Here is an 11,798-nt window from a genome sequence, read left to right as displayed (position 1 = left end):
TGAGCATAGTCGAGATTGGTGCAGATCACTTCTGATATTGAACTGTCAGGAGCTGGCTGCACAACAGCCATTACGCCCAATCAACTGGTGCAGTCGTCTTCTGAAAATGACATGTTCGTCACCGCCTCAAACCTTCGTTTGTGATCCATGCTGATCGGCTACGCCCGCGTGTCCAAAGCCGACGGCTCGCAGTCGCTCGACCTGCAGCACGATGCCCTTCGCGCTGCCGGTGTCGAGCCAGGCAATATCTATGATGATCGTGCATCCGGTAGCCGTGATGATCGCCCCGGTCTTGCCGCCTGCCTGAAATCGTTGCGCGACGGCGATGTCCTCATCGTTTGGAAGCTCGACCGGCTCGGCCGAACGCTCACCCACCTGGTCAGCACGGTGCAGAATCTGTCGGATCGCGGTATCGGTCTGCGGGTGCTCACCGGCAAGGGCGCGCAGATCGACACCACGACGCCATCGGGCCGGATGGTGTTCGGCATTTTTGCCACACTGGCGGAGTTTGAGCGGGATATGATCCGCGAGCGCACCATGGCTGGCCTGGCCGCTGCCCGCGCGCGGGGACGCAAGGGTGGCCGCAAGTTCGCCCTCTCCAAGGCCCAGGTGCGGCTCGCTCAGGCTGCTATGGCCCAACGCGACACGTCCGTTTCCGACCTCTGCAAGGAACTCGGGATCGAGCGCGTCACTCTCTACCGCTATGTCGGTCCCAACGGGGAACTCCGGGATTACGGTCAGCGCGTGCTTGCTGCCAAAACGCGATGATGATGACGGGAGCCCCGATCAAACTTACCCAAGCGGACGCCGCAGACGTTGCAGACCTGTACAACCGTTGCAGCGACTATTTCCTGTTGCAGGACGGGGCCGCGCCCACGCTGGACGATGCTCGCGAGCTTTTCTCCGATGTGCCGCCCGAAAAGAGCGCCCACAATCAAGCTGTCCTGGGATGGAAGGGGCCTGGCGGCCTATATGCAATCGCGGCCATCCTCCGCGATTATCCGCGTGATGGCACATGGTATCTCGGCTTCATGATCGTAGATGCCGCACAGCGTGGTCGTGGCGTCGGACGCTCAATTTACTCGACGGTCGAAAGCTGGGCCGCTGCGAGAGGTTCCACAGAGATTCGGTTGGCCGTGCTGGAAGCGAATGAAGCGGCAGAGCGATTTTGGCGTTCTCTCGGCTTCATTGAGTATCGGCGCGTTGGGCCAGACACCTTCAAAATGCGTAGCCATCGCCGGATAGAACTGAGCCGTCGCCTTTCTGGCGCGACCGTAGAAGGCAGCAACAAGTAAGATCTCGCGCCGGCTATCTGGGCGAGCTTGGCGTAGGATTCCGCCCCCTCCCGCAAACGCCCCCTTTCAGGGAAGGGGGCTTGAGATCGCCTTGATGGCCTTCAATCCCGTTCCAAAACGAGCGATCGCGTCCCTGTTTCTCTCCAGCTCGCCATAGGGCAGATAGGCGAAGTCGAGATCGGCAATACGGCTGAAAGCCGGGCGACGGAGTTGCGCGCGAACGTCCTGCTCGCGCGCATTCGGTGCGACCAGGAATAGCCCGGCGGCAGCGTGCAGATCGCTCCCCGACAGCGCCAGATCGAGCATGCGCACGATCCCCGAGTAGATCGAGGTCGAATGTTCAACCTCGAACGCGGCGGCGACGCCGTCGCCACCCTTCGCCAGCCACAACACGTCGATGAGGCGGATCGAGTCCGCTCCGGGAGAGGTCGCAATGGCGTCTGGAAGGCGCTCGAGGCATCCCTGTCCAAGCGGGCAGCCAGCGTGAAGTCGACCGCGGTCATTGGCGGCGATCCACACATCGTAACCGAGGGCATGGCCGAGGTCGCGCAGCCAGGCCTGGATTTCGGCGTGCGTGCGATCGGTTTCGCCCTGCGCGGCGGCTGTCTTGTCGAGCCGGCTTGCCTCCGCTCTGGCATGTTCCAATCTGCCGAGCCAGTCGTCGGCCGCCGTTGCGTCATCCTCCAGCGGTGGCGCGGGATAGCGGCCCGAGCCAATGTCGAACAACAGTCCGCCGATCGCGCCGAGATCGTTGGAGAGCAACTCGCGGTAACGGTCGTTGAGGTCGAGGATGCCGGCGCGCATGGCGAGAAAATGATCCCATGACCCGAGCTTCACCTTGGCGCCGGTGACGGCATTGTAGCCCTTGACGATCGCGGTATTGAAGGGCGGCACCAGCGTCGGGTGAAGGAAATAGAGCAGGTTGGCCGCCGCCGGCCCCAGCCCCTTGATCTTGAGCGCGTCTATGCTGCGGATGTGGCTGATGATCTCCTCGGCGGTATCGCAGCACGAGCAATTGTCGAGCAGGCGACCGAACGCCCGCTGGTTGTCCGGGCTTTCGTAGATGTCTGGAATGCGCAGCTTGGGCTTCCACAGCCAGGCATGGTCGGCGCCCTTGAAGATCTGCCGCTGTTCGGCGATCGAGTGGACAACCGTTTCCAGTGACGAGCCGCGATAGGCGACGCCGAACCGCCCACTTTCGATTTCTGCGACCACCTGCTGCAGCCCGCGACGGATGGAGCGGAAGTTTTTCAGCCGTTCGTCCCACAGAAACCAGGAGCGATAGGTGGCGCCGGGATCGTCTCGCCAACGACGGACAAGCTCGCTCACGAGATCATGATGTGTCGCGGGTAACAAGGTCATACTGGCTGGGTCATCTAAACTGGGCTCCTTGCCGTTCAGGCTATCGCGAGCAAGGGCGGCTTGCACGTTCAATGTGCGATCCGCGAAGCGTGCTCAAATTGTCGGTGATCGCGCAGGGAAACGCCGCTGGCATTGGGCGTTGCCGGTCGCAACCGTCGACCGGGCGCACAGCCAGGCAGACGGCCGGCACGGGCGTCGCCGCCCGGGAGCGGCGCCGCAACCAGCTTTTTCCGGTCGAACTTAGCGGATCACTGCTTTGCGATCGCGGTGACCTCGCCATCGCTGCCCTTGAGCGAGAGGTCGAAATCGACCTTGTCGCCGACCTTGACCGCATCGGTGATCGACGGCGCGGCCTTGAACGCCATCGTCATCGCGGGCCACTTGGCCTCCGGGATCGGACCATGATCGAGCGTGATCGTGCCTGCCGCCTTGTCGATCGCGGTGACGGTGCCATGGCCCTTGGCCTTGATCGCGGCGTTCGCGTCAGGCGCCATCGACATGTTGCCCATGTCGCCGCTCATGGTCGCGGCGGGCGCCGCCTCGTTGGTCTCAGTCGCAACGGGGGCCTCCGCCTTCTTGCCGCACGCGGCAGTCAGGGCGGCGAGGCCGAGGGCAATGGTCAGTCGTGCATGGTTCATCGTCTTCTCCTTCATGATGAAACGGGTTGAGGGATGGGATCGGTCTTGGGCCGGCGCAACAGCAGGTAGGCGGCGGGCAGGACGAACATTGAGAGCAAGGGCGCGGTCAGCATGCCGCCGATCATCGGCGCGGCAATCCGGCTCATGACCTCCGAACCCGCGCCTGATCCCAGCAGGATCGGCAGCAGGCCGGCCAGGATCACCGCCACCGTCATCGCCTTGGGACGGACGCGCAGCAGCGCGCCTTCGCGCACGGCGGCCTCGACCTCGGCAGCGTCCGGATGTGCGCCGCGCTCGGCCAGCGCGTTCTTGAGATAGATCAGCATCACCACCCCGAACTCGGCGGAGACGCCGGCGAGCGCGATGAACCCGACCCCGGTGGCGATCGACTGGTTGAACCCCAGCAGATAAAGCGTCCAGATGCCGCCGGTCAGCGCAAACGGCAGCGTCCCCATGATCAGCGCCGCCTCGTCGAAGCGGCCGAAGATGAGGTAGAGCAGCACGAAGATGATCAGCAGCGTCGCGGGCACGACCAGCTTCAAGCGGTCGACCGCGCGCTCGAGATATTCGAACTGGCCAGAGTAAGCGATGCTGACCCCAGGCGAGAGCCTGACCTGTTTCGCCACCGCACGCTGCAGATCGCCGACCACCGAGGCAAGATCGCGCCCGCGCACATCGACGTAGACCCAGGTCGAAGGCCGGGCATTCTCGGTCTTGAGCATCGGCGGTCCCTCGGCGATCGAGACGTTTGCCACGGTGCCCAAGGTGATCTGCTGGCCCGCGGGCGTCAGGATCGGTAGCGCCCGCAGCCTTTCGAGGCTGTCGCGCAATTCGCGCGGATAGCGCACGCTGATCGGATAGCGGGCGAGGCCCTCGACCGTCTCGCCGATCGTCTCGCCGCCGATCGCGCCGGAGACGATGGCCTGGACGTCGGCGATGTTGAGCCCGAACCGCGCGGCGGCGGCGCGGTCTATGTCGACATCGACATAGCGTCCGCCGGTCAGCCGCTCGGCGAGCGCCGAGCTGACGCCGGGCACGCTCCTGGCCACGGTCTCGACATCATGCGCGATGCGGTCGAGCTCGGCGAGGTCACTGCCCGACACCTTGACCCCGATCGGGCTCTTGATGCCCGTCGCGAGCATGTCGATGCGGTTGCGGATCGGCGGCACCCAGATATTGGCGAGACCCGGAAGCTTCACCCGGCGATCGAGCTCGTCGACAAGGCGTTCGGGCGTCATGCCCGACCGCCACTGGTCGCGGGGCTTGAATTGGATCGTCGTCTCGAACATTTCGAGCGGCGCGGGATCGGTCGCGGTCTCGGCGCGGCCGGCCTTGCCGAACACGCTTTCGACTTCGGGCACGGTCTTGATCAGGCGGTCGGTCTGCTGGAGCAGCTCACTCGCCTTGGCGGCCGAGAGGCCCGGCAGCGCCGAGGGCATGTAGAGCAGGTCGCCCTCGTCGAGATTGGGCATGAACTCGCCGCCGAGCCGGCTGAGCGGCCAGGCCGTGGTGGCGAACACCAGAGCCGCGATCAGCAGCACTGCCTTGGGCCGCTTCATCGTCCAGTCGATCGCGGGCCGGTAGATATTGGTGAGCCAGCGATTGACCGGATTGGCCTGCTCGGCCGGAATGCGGCCCCGGATCAGCCAGCCCATCAGGATCGGCACCAGGGTCACCGACAGGATCGCGGCCGCGCCCATCGCATAGGTCTTGGTGAAGGCGAGCGGCGCGAACAGCCGGCCTTCCTGCGCCTCCAGGGTGAAGACCGGAATGAACGACAGCGTGATGATCAGCAGGCTGAAGAACAGCGCCGGCCCGACCTCGGCCGCCGCCTCGGTGACGACGATCCAGCGCATCTCGCCATCGAGATGTCTGTCCGGGTGATCCTGCTCCCAGCGTTCGATCCTCTTGTGGGCGTTCTCGATCATGACGACCGCCGCATCCACCATCGCGCCGATGGCGATGGCGATGCCGCCCAGCGACATGATGTTGGCGTTCACCCCCTGGAACCGCATTACGACGAACGCGGCCAGCACACCGAGCGGCAAGGTCAGGATCGCGACCAGCGCCGAGCGGACGTGCCAGAGGAACAGGGCGCAGACCAATGCGACGACGATGAACTCCTCGACCAGCTTGCGGGTGAGGTTCTCGACCGCGCGATCGATCAGCTGCGAGCGGTCATAGACCGTGACCACCTCGACGCCCGGCGGCAGGCTTTTCCTGAGATCGGCGAGCTTGTCCTTGACCGCCGCGATGGTCTCACGGGCGTTCTTGCCTGACCGAAGAATAACGACGCCGCCGGCGACCTCGCCTTCGCCGTTCAGTTCGGCGATGCCGCGCCGCATCTCGGGGCCGACCTGGATCGTGGCGACATCGCCGAGCCGGACGGGCACGCCGCCCGCCGCAGTCTTGAGCGGGATTGCCCGGAAATCGTCGAGCGTTTTCAGATAGCCCGAGGCGCGGACCATATATTCGGCCTCGGCCATTTCCAGCACCGAGCCGCCGGCTTCCTGATTGGCTTGGCTGATCGCCTGCACTGCCTGGGCGTGGGTTACGCCGTAGGCCGCGAGCTTCACCGGATCGAGCAGCACCTGGTACTGCTTGACCATGCCGCCGATGCTGGCGACTTCGGCCACGCCGGTCACGGTCTTCAGCTCGTAGCGCAGGAACCAGTCCTGCAACCCGCGAAGCTGCGAGAGATCGTGCCGGCCGGTGCGGTCGACCAGCGCATATTCATAGACCCAGCCGACCCCGGTCGCGTCCGGCCCGAGCGCGCTGCGGGCGCTGGCCGGCAACCGACCCTGGACCTGGTTGAGATATTCGAGCACGCGGCTGCGCGCCCAGTAGAGATCGGTGCCGTCCTCGAAGATCACATAGACGAAGCTGTCGCCGAAGAAGCTATAGCCGCGCACCGTCTTGGCGCCGGGCACCGACAGCATGGTGGTGGTGAGCGGATAGGTGATCTGGTTCTCGACGATCTGCGGCGCCTGACCCGGATAGGAAGTGCGGATCACGACCTGCACGTCGGAAAGATCGGGCAGCGCGTCGATCGGGGTCGAGCGCACCGCCCACAGGCCCGCGCCGACCAGCGCGAGCATGCCGAGCACGACGAAGAAGCGGTTCCTCACCGACCAGCGGATGAGATGGGCGATCACTGGCCCGCCACCTTCGCCATATGCCGCAGCGTCGGTCCCGCCGGGGGCCGGTCGAACCCGAACCGGACCCGGTCACCCGCCTTGAAGCCGCGCGCGATGCCCGGATTGGCGAGCGCGAAGGTCATCGTCATCGCCGGCCAGTCGAGCGCGGGAACGGGCTCGTGGCTGAGCGTCACCGAATTGGCCGTGATCCGCTCGATCTTGCCCGTCGTCTCGTACAGCGTGGCTTTCGACGCCGGCGCGGCGATGGTCGCCGATGCCGCACCGCCGCCGATCGGCCGCGCCTCGATTCCCGACAGGCTCGCCTCGGAATCGATCAGGAACTGCCCCGAGACGACGACGTTCTCGCCGGGCGACAGGCCGGCAAGGATCTCGGTCTCGCCGCCTGCCTCGCGGCCGATGCGGACCTCGGCGGGATGATAGCGCCCGTCGCCTGCGGCCAGCATGACGAGCGTGCGCCTGCCCGTGCGGATCACCGCTTCGCTCGGCACCAGCAGCGCCGGCTTGGCATCGCCGCCAAGCGCGACGCTGGCGAACATGCCCGGCCGCAACCGGCCGTCCCGGTTGGGCAGCTCGATCCGCACGGTGAGCGTGCGGCTGTCGGCCTGCGTGGTCGGCAGGATCGCGATCACCCGGCCGGCGAAGCGCTCGCCGGGGAAGCCCGCCAGCGTGGTGCTGGCATTCTGGCCGACCCGGACATCGCCCGCGCGCGCTTCGGGCACCGCGGCATTGAGCCAGACGGTGCCGAGCCCGCTTACCTGGGCGAGCGTCTGGCCCATGGCGAGCGTCACGCCGGCACGGGCGTCGAGCGTCTGGATCGTGCCCGAGATCGGCGTCGTGATCGTCACCACGCCGTTCGGGCGTCCGCTCCGCTCGACGCTGGCGATGAGGCCGTCGGACATGCCCATCAGCCGCAGTCGCTGGCGCGCGGCCGCGGTGAGGTCGGGCTTGCCGAGCCGCCTGACGCTCAGATATTCGGTCTGCGCGCCGCCCCATTCGGGCAGGAGCAGGTCCGCGATCGGCGCGCCGGCGCGGACCACGTCCCCGGGCGCTCGCGCATAGACGCGGCTCACGAACCCGCCCGAACGCGCCTGGATGACGGCGACGTCGCGCTGGTTGAAGTCGATCGTGCCGGTGACCTCGAGGGCCGAGGCAAGGCTGCCCATCTTCGCCGCGACGACCCGCAATCCCAGGCTCTGCCGCGCGGCGGGATCGACGGCGACCGTGGGGGCCGCGCCGGCGCTTCCTCCGTCCGCGTATCGCGGCACGAGCTGCATATCCATGAAGGGCGACTTGCCGGGCTTGTCGAACTTCTGGTTGGGGAACATCGGATCGTACCAGTAAAGGACTTTGCCTGCCCCGGCGGGCGTGGTCGCCTCCGATTGCGGTGCCTGGCGATGGCCAGCCCAATAGCCTGTGCCGCCGGCCAGCAGCGCGACAGCCAGGATCGATGCGCCCCAGCGCAGCGCGGATTTATCGAGCGTCATGGCCGCTCCTCCCCATAGGTGATAGTGATGCGGACCGCGTCGCGCGCGACGTCGGCTTCGCGGTTGAGCGCCTCGACCTCGGCCTCCGCGAGCCCGAGCGTCGTGAGCAGCGCGGCGCCAAGGTCGAGCTTGCCGGCGCCATAGCTGTCGCGGTCGAGCTCGGCGCGGTGCCTGGCGAGTGGCACCAGCGTCTCGCGGGCATTGCGCAACCGGGAGAGATGCATGGCATGGTCTGCGAGATCGGCGTCGAGCTGCGCCACCAGCTCGCGGCGGATCGCCTCGCGGTCGAACCGACCCCCTTGCGCAAGGCTCTCGCTTGCAGCGATCCTGGGGTTCTGGCGCTTGCCGGCGAACAGCGGCAGGTCGATCGACACGCCGACCGAGGCCATGTCGCCGTACATGGGATCGCGCCGGCCATAGGTGACGCCGACCTTCCAGTCGGGGCGCTTGTCGGCGCGCGCGAGACGCACGTCCGCTTCGGCGACTGCGATCCGCGCGTCCTGCGCGCGCAGGGCGGGAAGCGCATCGATCCCGGCCCGCAGCCGGATCGGATCGACATCGAGCATCGGCGGGTCGCCCGTCGCCTGCGGGTCGGGGTCGCCGGTATAGCGCGCGAGCCGGGCCCGCGCCTGCGCCACCACCGCAGCCATCTCGGCGCGGCGATCGGCGATGGCGGCGCGGAGCTGGTCGGGCTCGAGCGCCTGGCTCGGGCGCGCGCTGCCCGACGCCAGGCGTGCGGTCACGGTCTTCTGCAGGTCGTCGAGGCTGGCATCGAGCAGGTCGAGCTGCCGGAGCCGGCGTTCTCCATAATAGAGATCGACCCAGGCGAGGGCGGTCTCGAGCCGCACGTTGCGGCCTTCGACCAGCTCGCCCGCCTCGGCGATACCGATATCGGCCGCGGCGCGCGCGGCGCGTGCATGGCGCTTGGCGAGATTGGGGAAGGTCTGGCTGAACCCGATCGTCGCCATAGTGAAATCGTCGCGCGTGAAGCTGCCGGCATTGGGGCCGCTCACCGGGAAGTTCTGCAGGCCCAGGTCGAGCGTCGGATCGGGCAGGCGATCGGCCGCGACCGCCGAAGAGCGGGCGCCGGCTGTCGCCGCCGCGCGCGCCTTGAGGCTTGGCGCGTTGGCGGCAGCGAGCCTCACTGCCTGCTCGTAGGTGAGCGGGCCGGCCGACACCGGCACGGCCCAGGCGCTCGCAAGCGTCGCACCGATAGAGAGCAACAGGCGTCGCACAGCGCGCCTCGGCATCATGATCATGGATATCATCCCCTCATGACAGAGGCGGCGCGCCAAGATGTGACGCGCCGCTCCGGAGCGGGTTTAGCCCTTGTCCGACCTGACTGCGCCGCGCATGCAGTCGGCGGCGCTTGCCTGCATCATCGCGCAATCGCAGCTGGCCATGTCCCGGCTGTCGGGCACCCATATGCGGACACGCGCAGGGCCAGTCGCCCGCGGACCATATTGCGGCGCCGACCGCCATTCCCAATGGCCTTGCGGCGTGCGGCTCGCGTCGGTTGCAAGCGCAGGCGCGGCGAGACTGAGGGCCGCCACAAGGGCGGCCGGAAGCAGTTTGATCATCACGAAAACCTTTGACTGAAAAGAAGGAAACCGGGCGCGCACGCATCGATCGATGCGCGCAGCCCGTGCTCGTTCAATCAGGCAAGGCTGGTGGGAGGATCCGGCTCGGGCGCAACCGCCTTGCCGGTCAATATCGTGTCGGTCGTCCAGAAGCTGGGCGCGTCGTAGAGACGCGCAGGCGCAACGCCGCCTGCCAGGTCCGCTGCGACCAGCGGGATCACGCACCCCATCGCGGCGATGCAATCGAGCGTCAGGCCCTTGCAGGGCTTTTCGCTGGGCGCAGGCTGCTGCTTGGCCATCATCGCCATGCAGTCCGCATCCATGCCCTTGGCCAGCGGCGCGCCTGCCGCCTGCGGCACGCTGTGCGCGGCCGCCATCTGGGCTCCGAAGAGACCGGACAGCGCTCCGATGACGAGCAGGAGGGCGAGCAGGCGTTTCACGGGCCTCGATATCTAGCGGGTTTCGCGGGCGCAGCCAACCAAAGTCTCGCGCCGCGCGGATTTTGAAGTGCTGACGGCTGATTCCGTCAACTCCGCGTCAATAAAGATCCGGCCCGGGGAAGAAGATCGGCTGCGGCCTCTACGTATATCGAGGCTGGACCCGGGACCGTAGTCCCAAGCCTGAAGAGACGCTCTTCCCCTCGGCAAAGTCCGGGCGGTGGCTTACCATCCAAGGAGGTGAATATGGTCAGAAAAACTCTCATGGTCGCGCTTGCCGGCATTTCGATGCTTGCTGCCGTCCCCGCTATGGCCCAGGGCATCGGGCACAGCCTGTTCATGCGCGGCTCGATCGTCGACACGGGCAGCAACGGCACGGTCGTCTGCATCGGCAAGGCCGATGGCGCCGAGGTCGGCCAGAAGCTCGAGGTCTATCGCGTCGTGACCCATCCGGGTCCGTCCAAGGGCGTGGCGCCGACCTATCACCGCCAGCTCGTCGGCCATGTGACGATCGACCATATCTTTGACGATCACTTCGCGCACGTGTCCGTCGCCGACGGCACGCCTGCCAGGCACGACATCGTCGAGCTTCGCAAGAACTGACAAGCCGGTGGCCCGGCGGCACGGGCTGCCCTGCGACGCGTCGGGGCAGCGGGCCGCCGGCGACGAGGAGACCGTTCGGGGTCAAAGCGAAACCGCTTGACCCTGGACCATGGTCCAACCGGCATGATCGAGCGGATGACATGGGCAATTTCAAGATCGGCGAACTGGCCGCGGCCGCAGGCGTGGGGCGGGATACGATCCGCTATTATGAGCGGATGGGCCTGCTGCGCGAGCCCGCGCGCACGGCAGCGGGCTACAGGCTCTACGACGCGACCGACCTCGAGCGCGTCAATTTCATCCGCTCGGCGCAGGAGCTTGGTTTCACACTCGAACAGGCCCGGCAGCTGCTGGCACTCAGGGCGTCGGACACCGCGCATGCCCAGGCCGTGCTCGATATCACGCTTGCCAAGATCGCGGACGCCGAAGCCCGGCTCGAGCGCCTGTCGGATATCCGCGACATGCTGCGGATGCTCGCCGACGAATGCCCGGGCGAAGTGCCGGTCTCCGATTGCCCGATCCTCGCCTTCCTGACGGCGCGGCGGAAAGACCAGCAGCATAACAAGAAACATCAGGCAGCGCAGGACGAACGATCACCACGAGCGAAAGGGGTTTTGTCATGAAGAAAATGCGTTTGATCGCCGTCCTCACGCCGGCGCTGCTTCTAGGCGCCTGTGTGACCACGCGGCCGACCTCGGCGCAGGTCGAGAGTTGCCGGGCGATGGAGGGCAATATGGGTCTCCAGACGCCGCATGATCATGGCGAGATGAAGGGGCAGGGGCGCAACCCGATGAACCTCTCGCACGACCGGTGTCTCCGGATTCTGCGCAGCGCGCAATGAGCCGGTCCGGACGCCAGGGATGGCGCCCGGACACAGTTTTCAAGCCAAGGAGCAAAGCCATGATCGACCATGCGAAGAAAGCCCTTCCACTTGTCGGCGGAAGCCTGTTGCTGGCGCTCGCGCTTTCGGGCTGCGACCGCCAGGCCGACCAGACGGTGCCGCCCGCGGCGAACAGCGTCGCCGCCACCCCGGTCCTGACCGACAGCGGCAACGCTGCAGACGCGGCGCCGATGGACGCGATGAGCAACCAGGCCGAGATGGAGCGGCATCACCGTCAGGCGATGGACCATGACGCGATGCGCGCCGGGGCCGGCAACCAGACCGCGCCGGCACCCGATCCCGCGCCGGGCAATGCGGCGATGCCGATGAAGGATATGTAGGCTCGCACACTAAGGGGATGAGG

General features: G+C 66.7%; 13 protein-coding genes. 6 read left to right on the top strand and 7 right to left on the bottom strand.

The annotated features are described in order from the left end of the window. Positions 1-147: 147 nt before the first annotated feature. Together N6H05_RS27085 and N6H05_RS27080 are read left to right on the top strand one after the other, a co-directional pair. Positions 148-768, top strand: a complete 621-nt coding sequence (locus N6H05_RS27085; protein WP_008832583.1) for a recombinase family protein — start codon at positions 148-150, stop codon at positions 766-768. Continuing rightward, on the top strand, positions 765-1,295 hold the full coding sequence (locus N6H05_RS27080; protein ID WP_228228193.1) for a GNAT family N-acetyltransferase: 531 nt from the start codon (positions 765-767) through the stop codon (positions 1,293-1,295). Before N6H05_RS27085 ends, N6H05_RS27080 begins: the two co-directional genes overlap by 4 nt. Positions 1,296-1,361: 66 nt before the next feature. On the opposite strand, the gene N6H05_RS27075 is transcribed toward N6H05_RS27080, so the two are convergent. From N6H05_RS27075 to N6H05_RS27045, 7 genes are all read right to left on the bottom strand, one after another. Further along, complete coding sequence (locus N6H05_RS27075) at positions 1,362-2,657, bottom strand: type II restriction enzyme NmeDI-related protein (RefSeq protein WP_013039108.1); 1,296 nt, start codon at positions 2,655-2,657, stop codon at positions 1,362-1,364. 248 nt (positions 2,658-2,905) lie between these two features. Continuing rightward, the gene (locus N6H05_RS27070; RefSeq protein WP_007683329.1) at positions 2,906-3,295 is read right to left on the bottom strand and encodes a copper-binding protein; all 390 of its coding nucleotides are present in this window, start codon (positions 3,293-3,295) and stop codon (positions 2,906-2,908) included. Positions 3,296-3,306: 11 nt separating this feature from the next. Continuing rightward, positions 3,307-6,450, bottom strand: a complete 3,144-nt coding sequence (locus N6H05_RS27065) for an efflux RND transporter permease subunit (RefSeq protein ID WP_007406408.1) — start codon at positions 6,448-6,450, stop codon at positions 3,307-3,309. Further along, positions 6,447-7,937, bottom strand: a complete 1,491-nt coding sequence (locus N6H05_RS27060; protein WP_007406384.1) for an efflux RND transporter periplasmic adaptor subunit — start codon at positions 7,935-7,937, stop codon at positions 6,447-6,449. Before N6H05_RS27060 ends, N6H05_RS27065 begins: the two co-directional genes overlap by 4 nt. Then, positions 7,934-9,196 (bottom strand): TolC family protein, encoded by a 1,263-nt coding sequence (locus N6H05_RS27055; protein WP_013039107.1) that lies wholly within the window; start codon positions 9,194-9,196, stop codon positions 7,934-7,936. The genes N6H05_RS27060 and N6H05_RS27055 overlap by 4 nt, the downstream gene beginning before the upstream one ends. Positions 9,197-9,259: 63 nt before the next feature. Further along, the gene (locus N6H05_RS27050; RefSeq protein ID WP_007683334.1) at positions 9,260-9,517 is read right to left on the bottom strand and encodes a hypothetical protein; all 258 of its coding nucleotides are present in this window, start codon (positions 9,515-9,517) and stop codon (positions 9,260-9,262) included. A gap of 77 nt (positions 9,518-9,594) precedes the next feature. Beyond that, positions 9,595-9,957: a hypothetical protein gene (locus N6H05_RS27045; RefSeq protein ID WP_007406428.1), complete on the bottom strand. Its 363-nt coding sequence runs from the start codon at positions 9,955-9,957 to the stop codon at positions 9,595-9,597. Positions 9,958-10,200: 243 nt separating this feature from the next. Between N6H05_RS27045 and N6H05_RS27040 the strand changes: the two genes are divergently transcribed. The 4 genes from N6H05_RS27040 to N6H05_RS27025 all read left to right on the top strand — a co-directional run bounded on the left by N6H05_RS27040 (position 10,201) and on the right by N6H05_RS27025 (position 11,775). Further along, entirely contained in the window at positions 10,201-10,557 is a 357-nt protein-coding gene (locus N6H05_RS27040; protein ID WP_004212653.1) for a hypothetical protein, read from the top strand. A 140-nt stretch (positions 10,558-10,697) separates the two neighbouring features. Next, positions 10,698-11,177, top strand: coding sequence for a heavy metal-responsive transcriptional regulator (locus N6H05_RS27035; protein WP_007406417.1), 480 nt, complete (start codon positions 10,698-10,700; stop codon positions 11,175-11,177). After that, complete coding sequence (locus N6H05_RS27030; RefSeq protein ID WP_007406426.1) at positions 11,174-11,395, top strand: hypothetical protein; 222 nt, start codon at positions 11,174-11,176, stop codon at positions 11,393-11,395. The genes N6H05_RS27035 and N6H05_RS27030 overlap by 4 nt, the downstream gene beginning before the upstream one ends. A 59-nt stretch (positions 11,396-11,454) precedes the next feature. Continuing rightward, entirely contained in the window at positions 11,455-11,775 is a 321-nt protein-coding gene (locus tag N6H05_RS27025) for a hypothetical protein (RefSeq protein ID WP_007406382.1), read from the top strand. The last annotated feature ends 23 nt before the right edge of the window (positions 11,776-11,798 follow it).

Origin of the sequence: Sphingobium sp. WTD-1, assembly GCF_030128825.1 — a bacterium.
GTDB lineage: Bacteria > Pseudomonadota > Alphaproteobacteria > Sphingomonadales > Sphingomonadaceae > Sphingobium.
The sequence above is the reverse complement of the archived record's forward strand: the minus strand, read 5'-3'. Positions and strand labels throughout refer to the sequence as shown.